The sequence below is a fragment of the Aequorivita sublithincola DSM 14238 genome, from assembly GCF_000265385.1.
Taxonomy (GTDB): Bacteria; Bacteroidota; Bacteroidia; order Flavobacteriales; family Flavobacteriaceae; genus Aequorivita; species Aequorivita sublithincola.
The window spans coordinates 1973270-1995683 of sequence record NC_018013.1 but is presented as its reverse complement, the minus strand read 5'-3'; the positions used below and the strand labels follow the sequence as shown (position 1 = coordinate 1995683).

Genomic DNA, 22414 nt, shown 5'->3' with positions numbered 1-22414 from the left:
CGCAAAGTTGCAAAACTTTTTACTCATTAATAACCATTTTTTGATGATTGATAGATTCTTGGTGAATGGCCTTAAAAATTTTCAGAATAAATTCCTCACTCAATTGGTTTTCTTCGCCTTCCAAAATCATTTTTCCTAAAATCTCATTCCAACGCTTTGTTTGAAGAATGGCTACGTTATTGTTCTTTTTTAGGACCCCAATGTCTTCAGAAATTTTCATCCGTTTTCCTAAAGATTCTAATAGTTGATGATCAAGCACATCGATTTTTGTTCGTAATGTATTCAGTTTATTTTTGAATTCTACCGCATCTCCTTCTTGCTTCCTTATCCTTAAATCAATAGTCATTTGCTTCAAGGTTGCTGGCGTAATTTGCTGTTCTGCATCACTCCAAGCTTTGTCTGGATCGAAATGAGTTTCTACCATTAACCCGTCGTAATTCAAGTCTAGCGCGGTTTGGCAAAGTTCAAAAATAATATCTCTGCGTCCGGCAATATGCGAAGGATCTAAAATTAAAGGTAAATCTGGAAATTTGTTCTGAAGATCAATCGGGATTTGCCATTCAGGATTGTTGCGGTAACGCGTTTTTTCATACGTTGAAAATCCACGGTGAATAACGCCCAGATTTTTTACATCGCAAGCATAAAAACGTTCCACAGCTCCTAACCACAACGCTAAATCTGGGTTTACTGGGTTCTTTATTAAAACAATTTTGTCAGTTCCTTTTAAGGCATCCGCAATTTCCTGAACTATAAAAGGGGAAACCGTTGTACGCGCTCCAACCCACAAAATATCTACATCGTGTTTCAAAGCCAAATCTACGTGATTAGCATTTGCAACTTCGGTCGCGGTCATTAATCCGGTTTCCTCTTTCGCCTTTTGAAGCCATTTTAATCCCAAAGCACCTACGCCTTCAAAATTTCCAGGGCGGGTTCTAGGTTTCCAGATTCCGGCACGTAATACTGTCGCGTCAGTTTCTTTCAATTGATGTGCAATTTTCAAAACCTGTTCTTCAGTTTCTGCGCTGCAAGGTCCGGCGATTACTATTGGATGGGCAAGATCCATTTTGTTAAGCCAGTTGCGGAGGTTTTTATTATTTTCCATGGACTAAATTTTCAATTAGATGACTAGGTGTGTTTTCAAAATTTTGTCTGTAAACGCCTAAAACTTTCAATTCTTTTACGGTTTTTCCAAGCATTGTGATTACTTCAGAAAAAAGTTCTTTGTCTTCAAAAAGAACATCTACGAAAAAGGCATATTCCCAAGGCTTTTCAGGGATTGGCAGCGATTGAATTTTAGTCAAATTAATATTGAACGTGTTGAGCAATTGTAAAACATTGGAAAGATTACCAACTTCGTGCCCCAAAATAAATTTTAATGAAGCTTTATTGGCTTCAATTGGCGAGGCTTCGGTGTTTCTTCCTAAAACCACGAAACGTGTTTTGTCTTCTTTCAAACTTTGTACGTGGCTGTCAAGAATTTTTAAACCGTATTTTTCAGCTACTTGTTTTCCAGCAATTGCAGCTACTCCTTTTAGGTTTCCTTCTTTTATTCTTTTTGCTTCGGAAGCTGTATCTTTTCCTTCCACAATTTTGCAATGTGGCTGAACGCGCATCAAATAATCTTTACATTGCTGAAGTGCCACGGGATGCGAATGTATTTCGTCTATAGTATGAAGGGTTTCTCCTTCCAAAGCCATTAAATACATATCAATATTTAGAAAAACCTCATCCAAAATTTGAAGATTCTCTCTATCAATCAAAGTGTAATTTGGCAAAATAGACCCAGCAATGGAGTTTTCAATGGCTATAACACCAAAATCTGCACTTAAATTTGTGATGTTTGCCGTTACCTTATCAAAGCTATCGCAAGGCATTAGGGTTACATTGTTGTTGGGGAAAAGTTTCTGAACGGCAAGGTGATGAAAGTAGCTTTCTATTCCTTGAATGGCGATTTTGATGCTCATATAATTATTGTTTAAGTTAGATTTCAGATTAAAAAAAAAGTCCCGGAAAAATTTTCCGGGACTTTAAATGTTTTATAGTTCGTTTAGCTATACAACAATCCCGGTTCTATTTCTAAAATAGAAAAACCAAAAGTTGTTGAAAGAAAAATATGCGTTCATAGTGTTTTAATAGATTGCTAATGTAAACATTTCTTAAAAACAGAAAAGACTTTTTTCACTTTTTATTCAAACTCATTAAAATTTTCTACAATCTAAAAAATTTAAAGACGTTCATTGTTTAACTTTGCGCAACTTATATCACTATGTCTATTCAAGTTGAAAATATCACAAAAACCTACGGCGAACAAAAAGCGCTTCACAATGTTTCCTTCACTATTGAAAAGGGTGAAATCGTTGGTTTTCTTGGGCCTAACGGTGCCGGAAAATCTACGATGATGAAGATTTTGACCACTTTTCTTCCAGCTTCGGAAGGGATTGCAATCGTTAACGGTTTTGAAGTGAATAAAGAGGATATTTCTGTAAAGAAAAGCGTGGGTTATTTACCCGAACACAACCCATTATATTTAGATATGTACGTTCGGGAATATCTGCTTTTTAATGCTGGAATTTATAATATTTCAAAAGCTGAAGTCGAATCTATAATTGAAAAGACAGGTTTAACGCCCGAAGCAAACAAAAAAATGGGTCAACTTTCCAAAGGATATAGACAGCGTGTTGGGCTTGCAAACGCACTTTTGCACAACCCCGACGTTTTGATTCTCGATGAACCTACAACTGGTTTGGACCCCAATCAATTGATTGAAATTAGACAGCTTATAAAAAACGTTGGCAAGGAAAAGACAGTTTTGCTTTCCACTCACATTATGCAGGAAGTTGAAGCCATTTGCGACCGCGTGATTATCATCAATAAAGGTGAAATAGTTTTAGACAAAAAGCTTTCAGATTTAAAAAACAACAAACAGCAAATTATTGAAGTAGAATTTGACTATCGTGTGGAAGAAGTGGCACTGCAAACCCTTCCAAAGATTGAAAAGATTGAAAATTCTATAGGTTTTGTTTATCAGTTATATTTTGAAACCGAGGAAGATATGCGTGGAAAAGTTTTCGATTTTGCGCACGATAATGGTTTAAAAATTCTTCAACTACATCAAAAAAATACTACGTTGGAGAAGTTGTTTAGCGAACTAACTATTCAAAAATAAGTCTACCTCGATAAAGTTCTTCAACCTCAACGACTGGGGGTTTGTTTTTGGAAATTACATTGCCTAAACTAACTATTTTTCCTTTTATGTATTGTTGTGGATTAACGACCATGTCGCCGGTACTTCTTTGGTAAATATGTAAATTTTGCACAATTAAATCTTGAGCGTAGATTCTACAATCTCCAGAATATAATCCGAAATCGGCACTAACTGAACTTCCGCTTAAATAGAATTTTGACAGGCCACTTGCCACAACATTTAAATGACCAACTTCCAAATCTAATTTAAAATCGCCATCTATATGATATTGGTCCTCAAATTCTTGGTCTTCGGATAAAAGTGTTAATAACGGATACTTAAGTGTTCCGATACTTTCAACCAACAAACCTGTACTACTGCGAATCTCAGTAATGTTTGGAGAGGTCACGTAAACTTTTGTTATACCATAATCACGAACCAAATTGCAGCCATTGTAATTATGGATTTCTAGCCTTCCATCGGTAACGGTAACTTCAATATCGGTCATTAAGTTTTCGCCAGTTTCAACAACTACTTTTTGTACGTCACCTTGTTTTACAAAGAGTTTTGTGCGTTCCCAAACAAGGATTTTCGTGAATGGTTGCACTGTAAATTCGGTTTCAACAATAGTTCCAGCTTTTTGTGTGCAATCCCAACCTTTGTCCGAATCACAACTTTGAAGAAGAAACAAGACCGCTATGCTGCAAGAACCAAGAATCAAGATTGTTCGAACAAAACTGAATGATTTTTTGAAAATTTCGAGATTATTCTTATTCATCTTTTTTCTTCTTTTTGCCTCCCAACCTATATCCTATACCGAATTCTACTGCTTCCGCTTTTGCCCAATGCGCGTGTACGGTTACGGTTGCAAACATTTTATCATCAAAGAAATAACGTTTTAAACCTAAACGGTTGTAAACGCGATTTTCAAAAGCGTAAGGCCAATAAACGTAATAACCAACTTGCGAAACAAAAGCAACCTTATTAAATCGCCATTCGTGACCCACAAAAACGCCAACGCGTTTATAATCTTCATCGCCAGAAAGTCCATCTTCTGGATACGCAATGGAACGGTAGGTTATTAAATCTTTCAAAAAAGTTGAAAAGAAAACATCTACTCCTCCAGTGAGCGTGCTTTTATAATTTAAACGTTTGTCCACAAAAAAGGACAATTCATAAAACGGTTGTTGCCCTAAGCCAACTACATCACTTTCGTTAATCCCTGTTCTAAATGCAAGGTTGTATTTGAATCTTTCGGTGTGCGTTTTACTCAACGAATCTTCTTTGTGGATGAATTCTGGAAATTCTTCATAATCCAATAAGTAACTAACTCCGGCATTCAGCAAAAAGGAATTTGTACTATTGTTGGGTGCTTTAAAGTTTGCGTTGCTGTAATGAATTATCGTAAAACCAGCGTGAAAACCAAGACCTTTCCAAATATTTTCACATACAAAATTACCTTTTAGAAAAGTGGAACTTAAAAAATTTGTTCCGTACGCATTGTTGCTGATATTGGTTTCAGAATCATAAGGAGTTGCGGAATATGCAATCCCCTGACCCACGCGCAACATTAAATGTCTGTTCAAAAAATACCAGTTAAAGTGTCCATAAACACTCGCCACATTTCCTAAATATTCATTGTGCATATCCTGATAAGCCGCCGTAAAACCCCAATCTGGATAGTGGTAGCGACGTTCCCATTCATTATAACCATAAGTTTTTCTGTTGAAAGAAAGAAAAAATCCAACGGGATGCCCGGTTATTAAATGTTCAATGTCTGGATTGTGCTCAAGAATACTTCCGTAGAAAAAATCTGCTTCTATAGAAATGGGTTTCAATTCTTTTTCCTGCGAAAAAAGTGGAAAACTTAAAAGTATAACTGTGAATACGGAAAGAAGGTGCTTCATATTTTTTTCAACGCCGGTAAAGATAAACTAATCTTCAAATAATAACCTGCCAGTGAATAATTCTTTTACATCTACCAACGGAGACCGATTATAGCTGACAATATCACCAGTTGCCACAATTTTTCCAACGATACTTTGTTGCGGGTTTACAATCATTTTATTGGCACTTCGCTGAAATACAGTAAGATCATTTATTGCGAAATCTTTTCCTTCAAAGCGCGGCATTTCGTCGGCAAAACTCAAATTGGCTTTTTCAGCTGTACCTGTTATGTAAAAAACGCTTTGTCCATTCGCGCTTACGTTAAATTCTTCGCATCGCAAATTCAGAAAGAAATCGCCGCTTTTACGAATTGTTTCTGGATCCGAAGTGGTATTGCTCACCAACGTAAGTATTGGAAAGTTCAAAATTCCTTCGCCAATAACATCATAAGCCGAACTGTTTCTTATTTCAGTAATATTTGGCGCTGTTACAAAAACATTTGTAATTCCGTAATCGCGCACCAAATTGCAATTGTTGTGATCTTTAACCACGAGCGTTTTTCCTTCAATAGTTACGGAAATATCGCTCAAAAGGTTTTCACCCGTTTCAAGTTTTACCTGTTGTGTTTCCCCTTGTTTTAGGTACAACGTAACATCATCTTCGATTCTAATTTTTGAAAAATCTGAAACAATATATTCTTTAGAAACCGAACTTCCAGCAGCTTGAATACAATCCCAACTATTCTCGGAATCGCACGAAAACATCAAAAAAAGCAATCCGATAAATAATAATTTCTTCATAATTTATATTCTAATTCCCACGCCAAATTCCACACCTTCCACTTTTGCACCGTGCGATTTTAAAGTAATCACGCCAAAAAGTTTATCGGTAGCATAATATTTCAAACCTGCCCTAAAATAGGTTCTTCCTTCAAAATCGTAAGGATAATAAACATAATAACCAACCTGTGTAACGACTGCTAAATCATTGATCCGTAATTCGTGACCCGCAAAGACACCAACACGTTTAAAATCTTCATCACCTTCAACTCCAGCGCTTGGAAAAGCAATTGAAAGATATTCTATTTCCTTTTTCAGAAATGGTAAATAGAAAAAATCCGCTCCCAATTGAAGTGTACTTTTATAGCTCAACCGCTTATCTGCAAATGCTGAAACCACAAAAAACGGATGCTGCCCGAGGTTTAAATAATCACTTTCATTCAAGCCACCGCGAAGCACAAAATTGTATTTAATGGGTTCGGAAATTTTCTTCGGAAGCGAATCGAAAATATATTCCGAAGTTTCATTAGATACGGAATATTGCACGCCAACATTTATTGTGAAAGCATTCGTACTGGAATTTGGCGCTTTAAAATTCCCATTCGAATAATGCACCAAAGCAATCCCTGCTTGAATTCCGAAGTTTTTAAAAAGATTTTGCTTATTGTAATTCAGCATTAAATAGGTTGAACTCAAAAATTGGCTGCCGTAAGCGTTGTTTTTGAAATTGGTTTCCAAATCAAATGGATTTGTATTGTAGGCAATTCCCTGCCCTATTCGGAAGAAAAGATTTCGTTTTAAAAAATAAAAATTGAAATGTCCGTAAAGACCGTAATTATCTCCTAAAACTTCGTAATGGGCATTTTGATGTACGAAAGAAAACCCCCAATCTGGGTAATTATACTCTTGATGCCAACGTTCGGTTCCGTAAGTTTTTCTGTTAAAGCCAACAATGAAACCATCAGGATGGGCTTTCACCAAATGTGAAATATCCTTATTATGCCGAAGAATAGTCCCGTAAAAACAATTGGCATCTACAAAGAAATTCTTACTGTTTTTTTCTTGTGAAAAAACAAAAGAAGCTGTGAAAAAAAATACTAAAAGCGCGATTCGGGACATTGTCGCAAAATAAAGCAATCTCAAAATACCCGAGAAGCAATTTCCTTAATATTACTACTTTTTCCCATTGAATAATAATGTAGAAATGGAACGCCAGCTTTTACAAGCTCTTGACTTTGCTGTACACACCAGTCAATTCCAATCTGCCGAACGGCTTTATTGTCCTTTGCTTTCACCACTTCCATGACCAATGCATCGGGTAAATCTACTTTAAAACGATGCGGTATAAGATTTAAATGTGACTTAACTGCAATGGGTTTTAAGCCAGGGATAATGGGAACCGTAATGCCTTCTGCTCTACATTTTTTTTCAAACTGAAAGAATTTTTCATTGTCAAAAAACATTTGAGTTACAATATATTCTGCGCCATTTTTTATTTTCTTTTTAAGGAAATGAATATCGCTTTCACTACTAGGTGCTTCCATATGTTTTTCTGAATAACCTGCAACGCCAACACAGAAATCTGTTGGAAATGTATTTTGAAGTTCATCATCAAGATAAAAACCTTTGTTCATAGCATTTATTTGCGAAACTAGATGACAGGCGTATTTATGACCGTTTTTTTCTGGCGTAAAATAGGTTTCACTTTTCACCGCATCGCCACGAAGAGCCATTACATTATCAATCCCCAAAAATTGAAGGTCTATCAAAAAATTCTCTGTTTCTTCTTTTGAAAAACCGCCGCAAAGAATATGAGGCACAGCATCCACGTGATAGCGGTTTTGAATTGCCGCACAAATACCAACCGTTCCCGGACGTTTGCGAACCACTTTCTTTTCAATCAAACCACCTTTTAATTCCTTAAAAACATATTCCTCTCTGTGATAAGTCACGTTTATATATGGTGGTTTAAACTCCATCAATGGATCAATATTGCTGAAAATGGAATGTATGTTTTCACCTTTTAAAGGCGGTAAAATTTCGAATGAAAACTGGGTTTTTCCGTTTCCGTTTTTTATGTGTTCTGTTACTTTCATCTAGTCTGCAAGGTTTGTTTTTAGCCAATTCGTGGCCTCGTCTAAATTCATATTCTTTCGCTTGGCGAAATCTTCAATTTGGTCTTCCTTAATTTTTCCGAGACCAAAATACCGCGCTTCGGGATTAGCAAAATAATAGCCCGAAACTGAAGCTGCCGGCCACATTGCCATACTTTCGGTAAGTTCCACTCCAATATTTTCTTTCACTTGTAAAAGCTCCCAAATGGTTCTTTTTTCCAAATGATCTGGGCACGCCGGATAGCCTGGCGCAGGACGGATTCCTTTATATTTTTCTGAAATTAAATCTTCGTTGGAAAGGGTTTCTTCGGAAGCGTAGCCCCAAAATTCGGTGCGTACTTTTTTGTGAAGATATTCCGCAAAAGCTTCTGCTAAACGGTCTGCCAATGCTTTTACCATTATAGCGTTGTAATCGTCTAACTCTGCAACATATTTGGCTGCCAATTCTGCAGTGCCAAATCCTGTGCTTACGCAAAAACAGCCCACATAATCTTTAATTCCAGTTTCCTTTGGCGCGATAAAATCTGCCAGAGCGATGTTTGGTTTTCCTTTTGCTTTTTGGGATTGCTGGCGTAAAGTTCTAAAAATGGGATTTGGGATTTGGGATTTGGGATTTGAGGCTTTCAAAAAAATATCGTCATCATTAATAGTATTCGCTTCAAAAATTCCAAAAATTGCACGAGCAGTTAGTAGTTTTTCTGAAATTAATTTATGGAGCATTTTTTTTGCATCTTCAAAAAGTTCCGAAGCCTGCTCGCCCACTATTTTATCCGTCAGAATATTTGGGTATTTTCCGTGCAATTCCCAACTTCTGAAAAACGGTGTCCAGTCTAGAAAATCAATCAATAGATTTAAGTCGAAATCATTCAACACTTGAACACCCAATTGATTTGGTTTCGTTATTTCTGAAGTTTTCCAATCAATTTGAAACTTGTTTTTTCGTGCTTCGGAAATTGGTAAATACGTTTTTACTTTTTGACGTTTTAGGAAATTCTTTCGGAAATCATCGTATTCCTGCTTTATGTTTTCTTTGTAAGCTTCCGAAGTTTCCTTTTTCAACAAATCACCAACAACTGTAACCGCGCGTGAAGCATCGTTTATATGAACCACGGCACATTCGTACTGCGGATCAATTTTTACGGCTGTGTGTGCTCTACTTGTGGTGGCACCACCAATCAACAATGGAACTTTAAAGTTTTGGCGCTGCATTTCCTTAGCCAAGAAAACCATTTCGTCTAATGAAGGTGTGATTAATCCGCTTAAACCAATGGCATCTACATTTTCCTCTTTTGCAGTTGCAATAACTTTTTCTGGCGGAACCATTACGCCCAAATCAATAATTTCATAATTATTACAAGCTAAAACAACGCCAACAATGTTTTTCCCGATGTCGTGAACATCACCTTTTACGGTCGCCATAAGTATTTTTCCAGCGTTTTTGGAATCGCCCGCTTGTGGATTTTTAAGTTTTTCTTCTTCAATATATGGTAAAAGATACGCCACCGCTTTTTTCATCACTCGAGCCGATTTCACTACTTGCGGTAAAAACATTTTTCCACTTCCAAAAAGGTCACCAACTACGTTCATTCCAATCATTAAGTTGCCTTCAATAACTTCAATTGGTTTATCGGCAACTTGGCGCGCTTCTTCAATATCTTCAAGAATGTATTCATCAATTCCCTTCACTAAAGCTCTGGTTATTCGGTTTTGCAAAGGTTCTTCACGCCAGGAAAGATCAATTTTACTTTCTTTTGATTTTCCAATAACCGTTTCTGCAAAATCTAACAAACGTTCTGTAGCATCTTCACGACGATCGAACATTACGTCTTCAACACGCTCCAAAAGGTCTTTCGGAATATCATCGTATATTTCCAACATTGCTGGATTTACAATACCCATATTCATTCCCGCTTGAATTGCGTGATACAAAAATACGGAGTGCATAGCTTCACGAACAGGATCGTTCCCGCGAAAACTGAAGGACACATTGCTCACGCCACCACTAACGCTAACGTGCAGCAGATTTTCCCGAACCCAACGTGTGGCTTCAATAAAATCGATTGCATTTTTTCGATGCTCGTCCATTCCAGTTGCTACTGGAAAAATATTAAGATCGAAAATAATATCTTCAGGGGCGAATTTTACTTGGTTTACCAAAATATCATAGGAACGTTTGGCAATTTCAATTCTTCGGTCGTAATTATCCGCTTGGCCAGTTTCATCAAAAGCCATAACGATTACCGCGGCACCGTAGCGTCTTATCAGTTTTGCGTGATGAATGAATTCTGCTTCGCCTTCTTTTAAACTAATGGAATTTACCACACATTTTCCCTGCACAACTTGCAATCCGGCTTCAATGATATCCCACTTCGAGCTATCAATCATAATGGGAACACGAGAAATGTCTGGCTCAGCAATAACGAGATTTAGGAACTTTACCATTGCTTCTTTGCCATCAATCAAACCATCGTCCATATTTATGTCAATGATTTGCGCGCCGTTTTCAACTTGTTCTCGAGCAACGGAAAGCGCTTCTTCAAATTTTCTGTCTTTAATTAATCGAAGAAATTTCTTTGAGCCTGCTACATTGGTGCGCTCTCCCACGTTTATGAAATTGCTTTCTGGGGTAATTATTAATGGTTCAAGACCGCTTAATTTTAAATATTTTTTGTTTTTCATTTCAACTTCATTTTTCTCTATGTTCTCTGTGCCTTTGTAGTTAATTGTCCACCACAGAGGCACAGAGGACACAGAGATTTCTAGAATGGTAAATTCTTTAAATCTACATTTCCTCCCGAAAGGATTATTCCAATCTTTTTGTTTTTAAATCGCTCTTTTTCTCGCAGTAATGCTGCAAATGGAACGGCACAGCTTGGCTCGATTATTATTTTCATTCGCTCCCAAATAATTTTCATTGCTGAAATAATTTCGGTTTCTTCAACTCTAATTATTTCTGAAACCAATTCTTTTATGATTGGGAAATTGATATCGCCGAGAAAAGTTTTAAGTCCATCGGCACTCGTATTTGTGGTATCGTTAAATTCAATTTTTCCAGATTGAAGACTTCTGAAAGCGTCATCAACTTCAAATGGTTCGCCTCCAATAGTTTTACAATTAGTTCCGAAATATTTTACTGAAAGTGAAGTTCCTGCAATCAATCCGCCGCCGCCAACAGGTGTGAAAACATAATCAAGATCAGGATGTGATTGTAACAATTCTGCCGCGGAAGTTGCGTTTCCTAAAATCACATTTTTATCGTTTGAAGGATGAATAAAAGTGGCCCCAGTTTCTTTTTGAATTCGCTCAGCTTCTTGTTCACGAGCGATTGCTGTGGATTCTGATTCAGTGATAATTCCCCCGTAGCCTTTAACTGCATCTTTTTTCACTTGCGGCGCATTTTCGGGCATTACTATATATGCTTTTACACCCAAGTTTTTGGCAGCTAAAGAAAGTGCTTGTGCAAAGTTTCCTGAGGAATGCGTTACAACTCCAGCTTTTTTCTGAGCTTCGGAAAGTTGCAAAATAGCGTTGGTTGCTCCCCGCATTTTGAAAGCACCCATCTTTTGAAAGATTTCGCATTTGAAGAAAATTTCAGCGCCAGAAAGTTCATTCAAATAAGAAGATTTTAGCACAGGCGTATTGTGAACGTATGGTTTTATTCGTTCACAAGCTTCCTCAACTTCTTGTTTTGTGGGAATCATACGATACTATTTTCGGATTGAAAAACTGGTCGCGGTTTGTATTGCGAAGCTATTTCGGCAATGGCTTTTATGTGTTCTGGTGTTGTTCCGCAACAACCACCAATTATATTTACAAGTTCTTTATCTAAATATTCTTTTATTTGCGAAGCCATTTGGGCAGGACTTTCATCGTATTCGCCAAAAGCGTTTGGCAAGCCTGCATTTGGATAGGCGCTTACGGCAAGATTAGTGCGGTTTGCAATTACCTCCAAATGAGGTGTGAGTTGTTTGGCGCCCAAAGCACAATTGAAACCTACGCTCAAAAGCGGAATGTGTGATATTGAAATTAAAAATGCTTCAGCAGTTTGGCCAGAAAGTGTTCTCCCAGAAGCATCGGTTATTGTTCCGCTTATCATTATTGGAATGTCGAAATTTCGCTCTTCTTTTATTTCATCAATTGCAAAAAGTGCGGCTTTTGCATTTAACGTATCAAAAATGGTTTCGACCAAAAGGAGATCCACGCCGCCCTCAATTAATGCTTCTGCTTGCTGTCTGTATGCAACCCGCAATTGTTCAAAAGAAATGGCTCGAAAACCAGGATCGTTTACATCGGGGCTCATACTTGCTGTTTTATTTGTCGGACCAATTGCACCTGCTACAAATCGTGGTTTGCTGGGTTCTTTTGCGGTGAATTCATTCGCAACTTTTTTTGCGATTTTTGCTGATTCGTAATTCAATTCGTAAACCAAATCCTGCATATCGTAATCGGCCATCGCAATTGTAGTGCTGGAAAAGGTGTTGGTTTCCACAATATCTGCTCCTGCAGCGAAATATTTTGAATGTATTTCTGCAATTGCTTGTGGCTGCGTTATGGAAATTAAATCGTTGTTTCCTTGAACCGATTTATGAAAATCCTTAAACCGTTCGCCACGAAAATCCTCTTCCGAAAATTTATAGCGCTGGAGCATTGTGCCCATTGCGCCGTCTAGGATTAGGATTCTGTTTTGTAATGCTTGTTGTATTTTATTCATTTCCTGATTTTTGATTAAAGTTCAGATTTGCGTGAGGGATGGAGGCTTTGTTTGAGCTCTTTATTTTTTTTAAAAATAAAAATAAAAGCGAGTGCCGAGAGCCCGACCCTTTTCGGGGCACGCCATAAAAAAATATATCAAGAAAAGGTGAAGGAAAAACCTGTTTTTTGTTATCTATTCTCGAATTTACTTCGGGATAGAATGTAGCACCTTCCCCGAAGTTCGGGAGGTTGCTAAGGCGTCAAAGGGTCTAGTCCCTCGGCCTTTCTTGATAACGTTTCATTATGAATATGAACTGACGCAAAGTAACGGTATAAACTTTAGAACGCAAAATTAACTTATGAAAAAGACTTAAGACCGCTTACCTATAAGACGTAGGACAGTTTTGAGTTATGAAAAATCCAGTTTAGTCTTAAGTCCTACTACTTAGGTTATTTCTAACGACCTTCCATTCAACACGATGGTATAAGTAATTTTCACCGAAGCCTCCATTGTTATTGAAACCGAACAATATTTTTCAAAGCTTAAAGCAGCTGCGCGGATTGCTTTGGCTTCGTCAATTTTACCTTCCAAATGTAGCGTGACATGAATTCCTTCAAATGGTTTGGCGTCACGCACTTCTTTTCGCTGGCCTTCCACTTCCATTTTGTAGGAAGTGATTTCCTGTCGTTGTTTTTGTAAAATTAAAATCACATCAATTGCGCTACAACCGCCAACGCCCATCAGTAAAAGTTCCATTGGGCTTGCTCCTTTTGAAGGTTCGTCGGTTTTGTTGTCGATGAAAACTGGCACGCCAGAACCGCCTTTCGCTTCAAAAAGAAATTTGTCGTTTATTCTGTTTAGGGTAACTTTCATAGCTTATATTGTGTTTATCGTTATAATAGAAATGACTTAAGACAAAAAGACCTAGGACGTAGGACTAAATTTTACAGGATCTTTTTTGTCATAAGTCTTACGTCTTTTAGCGAAGCGGTCTTATATCTTATGTCTTTTTTAATCTTTATCGCTTATTCGTAAAATATCTCCAAAAACGCCGCGAGCTGTAACTGCCGCGCCTGCGCCTGCGCCTTGAATAACAATTGGATTATTGCCGTAGCTTTCTGTGTATATTTCAAAAATGGAATCGCTTCCTTTTAGTGCTCCCAACATACTATTTTTGGGAACTGAAACCAAGTTTACATCCAAAAGTGCGCCTGTTTCTTTTGACAAATCGCCGTTCAAATCTGCAACATAGCGAAAAACTGTATCCTTCGTTTGATTCTTCTTCTTAATTTGAAACGGAACGTCCAATTCTTTTAATCGTGCCAAAAATTCTTTTTTAGAAACGCTTCGCAAATCTTTTGGAATAAGGTTTTGGATGGAAATATCTTCAAATTCATTGTGCAAATCCAATTCGCGAGCTAAGATAAGTAATTTCCGTCCAACGTCATTACCACAAAGGTCTTCGCGAGGGTCTGGCTCAGTAAAACCTTTATCTATCGCCGATTTCAAAACCGAACTGAACGTTCTATCTTCTTCCGAAAAAGTGTTGAAAATATAACTTAACGACCCTGAAAATACGCCGCGAATTCGTGTAATATTTTCTCCCGAAAGATGCAAAAGTTTGATTGTATCAATCAACGGAAGTCCGGCGCCTACATTCGTTTCATATAAATAATGACGTTTTTTTGAAGTCAGTTTTTTTCGAAGTTCCTTATAAAAATTCAAATCCAACGTATTGGCTATTTTATTGGAAGAAACCAAATGAAAGCCATTTTCAACAAAAGCTGAATAATTTTGAACAAAGCCAGCATCGGCTGTATTGTCTACCAAAATCAGGTTTTGCAGGTTGTTGGTTTTTGCGAAGAAAATTACATCTTCTACATTATATGATTCTCCGGATTCTGTCTTTTCTTCTAGCCAGTTTTTGTTCAATCCCTTCTGTTGAAGCAATATTGTTTTTGAATTGGCAACAGCGAAAATATTTAGATCTAAATCGCGTCTTCTTGAGATCTCCTCCTTCGAGGAGATGATTTGATCCACCAAATGGCTGCCCACATTTCCGTGTCCAAAAATGGCGATGTTTATCTTCTTCTTCTTTATATTATTTAGGTCAATTCGGTCTAAAACCGGATTATCTAATACTTGTGTGCTCATAATTTTTTGTTTTTGTAATATGTTTTTCTGAATTAAAAATTGGGTTCAGAATTCCCGCCAATTGTTCGTATTCTATTAAAAATGCATCGTGCCCGTGAATGGAGTTTATTTCGGCAAAATGCACGTTGTTTTTTATTGGTTTTAACATTGAATAAGTCTCTTTTATCTCTTCATTTAAATAAAATCCGTCGCTGTCTATTCCTATTAAATAAATGTTTCCCTTAATTTTTGAGGCCAAATTTAAAAACACATCTTCTGTTTCGAAATTTCTCGTCATCAATAAATGATTCATCAATTTATAGGCGCTTAGCTGAAAACGTTTTTTCAAAGCTTCCCCGTGATAAAGTAGCCAACTTTCAACATTATAAATATTCTCAGTTTCGCTTAAAGTCTTATTGAATTTCTGCTTAAAAGATTGCGGCGTTCTATAAAAAGTCATCGCATGAACTCGAGCGTCGTGAACAGGATTTTCAGAATTCTTTAAAATCTGCTTTTGAATCCTACAGTGTGCAATTATCCAATCTGTGGCTTTCCAATCAGTCGCTATCGGAATTAAATTCTGAAATAAATCGGGTTTTAAAACTGCCATTTGCCAAAGAATACTTCCACCTAAAGAACCGCCGATCGCCGCAAAAATCGACGGTATTTTAAGTTTTTCAAGTCCAATCAAAAACCAATTTGCGACGTCGTAAATGGTGATGTCTTCGTAATTTTCAATTAAAAAATTATCATAGCCATTACCAGGAATATTGAACGAAAGAATAGTATATTCTTCAACATTTATACATTTTTCAGAACCGATTAACGTTTTCCACCAGCCAATTTCGCCGCAAACATTGCTGTTTCCAGTTAGTGCATGCGTTACCAAAACAATTGGCGCCGTGCCCAATTTCTGTCCAAAAACCTGATAGGTTAATGGAAGGTTTTTAAAGTGAAATCCACTTTTGGTGGTGTATTCTTTTATGGTTAGACTTGAGATTTGAGACATTAAGTGTGAGATATTAGACGTGAGATTAAAACATTAAACCAATTCTTCTTTAAAAACACTTTCGAAAGCTTGTTCGAGATCTGCCGTTAAATCTTCAATATTTTCCAGACCAATGGAAAGTCTTATCAGATCTTGACTCACGCCAGATGCAGTTTGATCTGCCAAACTTAATTGTTGGTGCGTTGTACTTGCTGGATGAATTATCAAGGATTTTGTATCGCCGATATTTGCCAAAAGTGAAAATAATTTCACATTATCAACTACTCTTTTAGCGGTTTCAAAACCACCTTTTACGCCGAAAGTAACTAAACCACTTTGCCCTTTGGGAAGGTATTTTTGTGCGAGGTTGAAATAAGGATTTTCCTCTAAACCGGGATAATTCACCCAAGCCACTTCTTTGCGACTTTGAAGCCATTTTGCAAACTTCAGAGCGTTTTCGCTGTGTTTTTTAATTCGAATTTCCAAAGTTTCCAAACCTTGAATAATTTGAAAAGCACTAAACGGACTCAACGCAGCGCCGAAATCGCGAAGTCCTTCAAGACGTACTTTCGCTATAAAAGCTGCTTCCTTTAAAACTTCGGAATAAACCAAACCGTGATATCCGGCGGAAGGTTCTGTGAATTCGGGAAATTTCCCGTTGGTCCAATCAAAAGTGCCTGCATCGATAATTGCGCCGCCAAGGGTTGTCCCGTTTCCGTTAATATATTTGGTAAGCGAATGGATTACAATGTTTGCACCGTGCGCAATGGGGTTCAATAAAGCTGGCGAAGCAACCGTATTATCTACAATAAGCGGAATTTTATTTGCTTTGGCTTCATTTGAAATCGCTTCAATATCTAAAACATCCAACTTTGGGTTTCCAAGAGATTCAATAAAAATTGCACGGGTATTTTCTTTAACTGCTTTTCCAAAATTTTCAGGCTCCGTAGCATCCACAAACGTGGTTGTAATTCCCAAACGCGGTAAAGTAACGTTCAACAAATTGAACGTGCCGCCATACAAACTGCTGGAAGCTACAATGTGATCGCCAGCACGAAGCAATGTTAAAAATGTGGTTGAAATAGCGGATGCGACAGAAGCTGTAGTAACTGCACCAATACCACCTTCCAAAGCCGCCAAACGTTTCTCCAAAATATCGCACGTTGGATTGTTTAGGCGCGAATAAATAAATCCTGGCTCAGAAAGATTGAACAAGTTTGCAGCGTGGTCGCTGTTTTTAAAAACGTAACTTGACGTTTGGTAAATTGGCACCGCTCTGGTTCCTCCGTTAGCGGTTACATCGTGTCCTGCGTGCAACAGGTTTGTTGCAAATTTGTTTTGTGTACTCATTTTTCTAGTTTTTTGAGTTAATAAATAGATTAAGTCAAGCCCGAATTATTCGGAACAATAGAAAAATGTTAAAAAGAATGAAAGCAATTTTTTAGGAATAAAAAATTGACTTGTCGTTATCTATCGTCAATTTTGAAAATTTCAAAATTGTTGTAGAATGTAGCACCTTCTTTCTGGTGAAAGGGTTGCTAAGGCGTCATAGGGTCTAATCCCTCGGCCTTTCTTGATAACATTTCAATAAAGGTTTGAACTTTGTGAGTGCAAATATAGCGTCAGAAAAATTTAAAAACCAAATTTTTTCAGAAAAATAAATTATTGGCCATCCCATATCAAACGGGGCCATTTGCACCCAAGTAACAATTACCAAAACATTAGGAAAAATAAAATTATAAATTATTATCTTTCAAAGTCAATAGGCTCACCTCCTACAAGAGAATTAGCATAAGCAATTGAACCATCAAAAACAACATCCTTGGGCAAACCAATAGAAAAACTCATAAAATCTGCCAACAAATTTCCAGTAGTGGGCATAGGCGCCTCAGCCGGTGGCTTGGCCGCATTTAAAAAATTAGTGGAAGCAATCCCTGAAGATTCGGGCATGGCCTACGTGATCGTGCAACATTTGGATCCCAACCACGAAAGTCTGTTGGCAGAGCTGTTGCAAAAGGTTACAAAAATCCCGGTGCTGGAAATCGCAGACGATATTAAAGTAGAACCCGATCACATATACATTATCCCCAGCAACAAAATGCTGCTGGCCAATGATGGGGTTCTGGAACTTAGCCCGCGGCCTACCCCCAATAAGAGCGTGCGAAACCTGCCCATTGATCTCTTTTTCAGATCGCTGGCAGAAGTGCACCAAAATCATTCATTGGGCGTTGTGCTTTCCGGCACAGGGTCTGACGGTACCGCGGGGTTAATGGCCATTAAAGATAATGGCGGGATTACCTTTGCACAAGACCAACAATCTGCCGAGTGGGACGGGATGCCCCAGAGCGCTGTAGATGCTGGCGTGGTTGATTTTATACTCAAGCCCGAGGAAATACCAGCCAAAATTTTGGATTTGATAAGATCTATGGATAGAAATGGCTTTGAGAAAGAAGACATTTCGCATCAGGAAGAAGAGGTTTTCCGGAAAATCCTTTCATTGTTGCGCATACGCAAAGGTACCGACTTTACCTATTACAAACAGACCACCATCCGCCGAAGGATACTGCGCAGGATGGCCATCAATAAAAACAAAAAGCCAGCAAACTATCTTGCTTATTTAAGGGAAAACAAGAACGAGCAGGATGTATTGTACCAAGATTTACTGATTCCCGTAACATCATTTTTCAGGGATGTGGATATTTTTGATACCCTATGTGAACGCTTGATACCAATGCTACAGAACAAAGAAGGCAATGAATCCTTACGCCTTTGGTCCGCAGGATGCAGTACTGGCCAAGAAGCTTACTCCCTTCTTATTTGCTTGAAGGAATACTTAAATGCGAACCCGACATTAAATGGCGACAAATCAGCTAAGGCAGGTATTAAAATACAGTTATTTGCCACAGACATCAGCGAACCCGCCATAGCAAAGGCAAGAAAAGGGCTCTACACAACCAGTGAAGTGGAAAATGTAAGCCCTAAGCGGCTGAAGGAATTCTTTACCAAAACCAAAACAGGCTACCAGCTTAACAAAGAAATCAGGGAAATGTGCGTATTTGCGTTACATAATTTCCTGAGCGATCCCCCTTTTGGCAATATGGACATTATAAGCTGCAGAAACGTACTCATCTATTTTCAGCCATACTTGCAGAAAAAAGCGCTTGCCACGTTTCATTACTCCTTAAATGAAAATGGATATCTGTTGCTCGGAAAATCGGAAACTAACAGCAGTATGTCTGAACAATTTAGCCCAGTAAACAAGAAAGACAAGCTATTTATGCGGAAAAACTCGGCGACTTCCGTTATAAAGTCCTCCACGAGATATAGCGAAAAAAGGTTGCATACCAATGAAGAATCTGAGCCAGAAACCGAAAAAAAGCGCACCGATTTTAAAAAAATAGCGGACGAACTATTGTTAAGCCGTTTTACCCCCGCCAGTGTTGTGGTGAATGAGGCCATGGACATTATCCTTTTTAATGGTAATACCAACAGCTATTTAGGGCAGCAAAGTGGCAAGCCCAGCCATAACCTGTTCAAAATGGCTAAAGGGAGTTTGGCGATTGAACTGCGAAACATCATCCATAAAGTAAAGACAGAGGGCACTTCGGTTACAAAGGAAAATGTCCCTTTTGTTGAAAATGACATCCGGCAGCTAATCTGTTTGGAAGCCGTGCCGCTTCCAAATGTGGTTGAACCGCATTATTTGGTACTATTTCACCGGCAGTTAGCAGCCCAGGAAGATCTTACCCTAAATAAAAAAGATTCCGAAAAAGATGAAAAGGACCTGCGCATCAGGCAATTGGAAAATGAGCTTGAGCAGACCCTTGAAGATATGCGCAGCATCACCGAGGATCAAGAGGCCGCCAATGAAGAATTGCAAAGTGCAAATGAAGAACTGCTGAGCGGAGGCGAGGAACTGCAAAGCCTGAACGAGGAACTGGAAACCAGTAAGGAGGAACTGCAAAGCACTAATGAAGAAATAACAGTAATAAACCACGAGCTCATCAACTTAAACGAGCTGGTAACCGAAGAGCGCAATTATGCCGAAAGCATTGTGGAAACCATCCATGAACCCTTGTTGGTTTTAGACAAGAACCTCAAAGTAAGCGCCGCTAACAATTCTTATTATAAAACCTTCCATACTAAAGAGAAGGAAACAGAAGGCAAGTTGATCTATGAACTGGGCAACAACCAATGGAACATCCCTGAATTACGGAGGCAGCTTGAAACCATTCTGCCCAAAAAAAATAGCTTTGAAGATTTTGAGGTAGTCCATACTTTTGAACACATTGGGGAACGCAGCATGTGTTTAAATGCCACGGAGATTAAACGCGAGGACCGATCTAAGAATTTGATCCTCTTGGCAATTAAGGATATTACGGTACAAAAGCTTCATTGGAAAAGAAAACAAGAACTTTTAGAGAAATTTAAAAACTTGGTAATGCAGGCCCCCGTGGCCATCATGTTTTTAAAAGGTAAAAATTATAAAGTAGAACTGGCCAACGATCTTTTCTTGCAGTTGGTTGAAAAAGGGAAAAACTTTGTGGGTAAGCCCATTTTTGAAGCCTTGCCCGAACTTAAAGAACACGGTCTCAAAAAACTTCTTTACAACTCACTAAAAAGCGGGGAACCTTACTACGGTAACGAAATGGAAGTGAAGATGGGCAGGGAAAAGAAAGCCGAACCGGGATTTTATAATTTTGTGTGCCAACCCATGCGCGATCAAGACAATATTATTACCGGGATCATGGTAATAGTAAATGAAGTAACCGAGCAAGTACTTGCCCGAAAAATGGTAGAGGAAAGTGCGCACAGGTATAATGAAATGATACATTCTTCGCCTTCCCTTATCGCTATTTTTGTAGGAGAAGATTTAGTGATATCCACGGCCAACGATGCCATTTTGGAAGCGTGGGGCAAAGATAAAAGTGCCATCGGCAAGCCCTTAATGGATGCTATACCGGAACTGGAAGGGCAGGGTTTTGATAAGCATTTGCTGGACGTTCTAAAAACTGGCAAAGCCTATCATGCCCACGAAATGCCCATGAACCTTATTCGCAACGGTAAGATGGAAATGCCTTATTTCGATTTTGTTTACCAAGCCCAACGGGATTTGGATGGAAAAATTGAGGGTGTTGCCGTTATCTCGACCGAAGTTACTATCCAAGCCGAACTGCATAAAAAACTAAAACTAAGCGAAGCTCGGTTCCATCAAATGACCGACTTGGTGCCAGATATGATAATCAATGCAACCGTGGATGGGGAACTATTTTATTTCAACAACGTCTGGACCGATTTTTCTGGATTGACCATGAAAAAAATAAAAAAAGAGGGTTGGGGGAGATTGATGCACCCAGAGGAGTTACCCACAGTCGAACACAACTGGATGAATGCAGTGAAAACCGGGAATGATTTTGAGATGGAATTTAGACTTCTTGACAGAAATGGGGATTTTAAATGGCATATTAGCCGCGCCAATCCCGTTAAAGATGAAACCGGAAAAATCATTATGTGGGTAGGTGCCAGTACCGAAATACAGAAATTAAAGGATGAGGAAAAACGTAAGGAAGATTTCCTTAAAATGGTAAGCCACGAGCTCAAGACACCCATTACCTCAATTAAAGGATATACCCAATTGTTGTTGAGCATGCTGAAAAGTGTGGCGCAGGATAACATAGGCACCGTTCCATTGATCCCGAGCTTGGAGCGGATAGACAGCCAAGTATCTCGGCTTACCCGTCTCATTTCAGAAATGCTGGATCTTTCACGTATGGAGGAGAGCAAACTGGAATTGCAACAGAAAACTTTCAGCATAAACGAATTCGTGGAAAACTGTGTTAATGACATCAAATATACCAACGACGAATACAAAATTAAGATAACCCATGATGATACATTCAGTGTGAATGGCGACAAGGACAGGATTAATCAAGTCTTGATCAACTTCATTACCAATGCCATCAAATATTCTCCAATTGATAAAAACATTCTCGTTCGTATTTACAAAGTAGATGAAGAAAATGGTGCGGTAAGCATAAAGGATAAAGGAATCGGGATCGACAAAAAGGACCATGAGCACCTATTTAAAAAGTTCTATCGTGTCAGCGGAAAAGACGAAACAAATTTTTCCGGTTTTGGAATCGGCCTCTTTTTGGCCAAAGAAATTATAGAGCGTCACAATGGATACGTTGACGTAAAGAGCAAAAAAGGAAAAGGATCCGAATTTATTTTTACCCTTCCCATTATTGCCGAAAATAATCATAAAAATAAGGAATGAAACGAATACTAATTGTAGATGATGACCGCATAATAGGTGAAATGTTGAAATATATGTTTAATTTTAGAGGCTTTGAGGTATGGGTAACCGCGAATGCTGGCGAAGCTTACCACACCATCCTTCAACAAAAAATAGAATTGATAATTTTGGACAAGTTCCTGGCGGGGCTGGATGGCATAGCGCTTTGCACTACCTTAACAACAAACAAGAACACGGCGCACGTCCCGGTAATTATGATGTCTGCACACCCTGAGATCAAAATGGAATGTTTGCGCGCTGGTGCATCTGCATTTATATCAAAGCCATTTGAAATGAATACGTTGTTTGAAAATATTGAAAAGGTTTTGGGCAAATAAATT

General features: G+C 38.3%; 17 protein-coding genes and 2 riboswitches. Of the genes, 3 read left to right on the top strand and 14 right to left on the bottom strand.

Annotation, left to right across the window (positions count from 1 at the left end; translation table 11 throughout):
• Positions 1-19: 19 nt before the first annotated feature.
• Entirely contained in the window at positions 20-1102 is a 1083-nt protein-coding gene (locus AEQSU_RS09150; protein WP_014782580.1) for a bifunctional 3-deoxy-7-phosphoheptulonate synthase/chorismate mutase type II, read from the bottom strand.
• Positions 1092-1964, bottom strand: coding sequence for a prephenate dehydratase (locus tag AEQSU_RS09145; RefSeq protein ID WP_014782579.1), 873 nt, complete (start codon positions 1962-1964; stop codon positions 1092-1094). Before AEQSU_RS09145 ends, AEQSU_RS09150 begins: the two co-directional genes overlap by 11 nt.
• A 302-nt stretch (positions 1965-2266) precedes the next feature.
• Between AEQSU_RS09145 and gldA the strand changes: the two genes are divergently transcribed.
• Positions 2267-3166: a gliding motility-associated ABC transporter ATP-binding subunit GldA gene (gene gldA / locus AEQSU_RS09140; protein WP_014782578.1), complete on the top strand. Its 900-nt coding sequence runs from the start codon at positions 2267-2269 to the stop codon at positions 3164-3166.
• Here gldA and AEQSU_RS09135 read toward each other — a convergent pair.
• The 12 genes from AEQSU_RS09135 to AEQSU_RS09080 form a co-directional block, all read right to left on the bottom strand.
• A complete protein-coding gene (locus AEQSU_RS09135; protein WP_014782577.1) occupies positions 3153-3962 on the bottom strand; it encodes a head GIN domain-containing protein in 810 nt (269 codons plus the stop codon). The genes gldA and AEQSU_RS09135 overlap by 14 nt on opposite strands.
• The gene (locus AEQSU_RS09130; protein ID WP_014782576.1) at positions 3955-5091 is read right to left on the bottom strand and encodes an acyloxyacyl hydrolase; all 1137 of its coding nucleotides are present in this window, start codon (positions 5089-5091) and stop codon (positions 3955-3957) included. The genes AEQSU_RS09135 and AEQSU_RS09130 overlap by 8 nt, the downstream gene beginning before the upstream one ends.
• 27 nt (positions 5092-5118) lie before the next feature.
• Positions 5119-5871: a head GIN domain-containing protein gene (locus AEQSU_RS09125; RefSeq protein ID WP_014782575.1), complete on the bottom strand. Its 753-nt coding sequence runs from the start codon at positions 5869-5871 to the stop codon at positions 5119-5121.
• Positions 5872-5874: 3 nt separating this feature from the next.
• A complete protein-coding gene (locus tag AEQSU_RS09120) occupies positions 5875-6969 on the bottom strand; it encodes an acyloxyacyl hydrolase (protein ID WP_042491853.1) in 1095 nt (364 codons plus the stop codon).
• 20 nt (positions 6970-6989) lie between these two features.
• Complete coding sequence (metF, locus tag AEQSU_RS09115) at positions 6990-7946, bottom strand: methylenetetrahydrofolate reductase [NAD(P)H] (RefSeq protein WP_014782573.1); 957 nt, start codon at positions 7944-7946, stop codon at positions 6990-6992.
• Entirely contained in the window at positions 7947-10643 is a 2697-nt protein-coding gene (metH, locus tag AEQSU_RS09110) for a methionine synthase (RefSeq protein WP_014782572.1), read from the bottom strand. It abuts the gene before it with no gap.
• Positions 10644-10723: 80 nt separating this feature from the next.
• A complete protein-coding gene (locus AEQSU_RS09105; protein ID WP_014782571.1) occupies positions 10724-11665 on the bottom strand; it encodes a pyridoxal-phosphate dependent enzyme in 942 nt (313 codons plus the stop codon).
• Positions 11662-12675, bottom strand: coding sequence for a homocysteine S-methyltransferase family protein (locus AEQSU_RS09100; protein WP_014782570.1), 1014 nt, complete (start codon positions 12673-12675; stop codon positions 11662-11664). Before AEQSU_RS09100 ends, AEQSU_RS09105 begins: the two co-directional genes overlap by 4 nt.
• 167 nt (positions 12676-12842) lie before the next feature.
• Positions 12843-12953: riboswitch (SAM riboswitch) on the bottom strand.
• A 148-nt stretch (positions 12954-13101) separates the two neighbouring features.
• The gene (locus AEQSU_RS09095) at positions 13102-13530 is read right to left on the bottom strand and encodes an OsmC family protein (RefSeq protein WP_014782569.1); all 429 of its coding nucleotides are present in this window, start codon (positions 13528-13530) and stop codon (positions 13102-13104) included.
• 138 nt (positions 13531-13668) lie between these two features.
• Positions 13669-14811, bottom strand: a complete 1143-nt coding sequence (locus tag AEQSU_RS17035; RefSeq protein WP_014782568.1) for a homoserine dehydrogenase family protein — start codon at positions 14809-14811, stop codon at positions 13669-13671.
• Complete coding sequence (locus AEQSU_RS17030; RefSeq protein ID WP_014782567.1) at positions 14789-15799, bottom strand: alpha/beta fold hydrolase; 1011 nt, start codon at positions 15797-15799, stop codon at positions 14789-14791. The genes AEQSU_RS17035 and AEQSU_RS17030 overlap by 23 nt, the downstream gene beginning before the upstream one ends.
• Positions 15800-15832: 33 nt before the next feature.
• Entirely contained in the window at positions 15833-17128 is a 1296-nt protein-coding gene (locus AEQSU_RS09080) for an O-acetylhomoserine aminocarboxypropyltransferase/cysteine synthase family protein (RefSeq protein ID WP_014782566.1), read from the bottom strand.
• Positions 17129-17241: 113 nt separating this feature from the next.
• Positions 17242-17361, bottom strand: a riboswitch (SAM riboswitch).
• A 239-nt stretch (positions 17362-17600) separates the two neighbouring features.
• Here AEQSU_RS09080 and AEQSU_RS09075 point away from each other — a divergent pair.
• Positions 17601-22055, top strand: coding sequence for a chemotaxis protein CheB (locus tag AEQSU_RS09075; protein ID WP_014782565.1), 4455 nt, complete (start codon positions 17601-17603; stop codon positions 22053-22055).
• Positions 22052-22411, top strand: a complete 360-nt coding sequence (locus AEQSU_RS09070) for a response regulator (protein WP_014782564.1) — start codon at positions 22052-22054, stop codon at positions 22409-22411. The genes AEQSU_RS09075 and AEQSU_RS09070 overlap by 4 nt, the downstream gene beginning before the upstream one ends.
• Positions 22412-22414 lie beyond the last annotated feature (3 nt).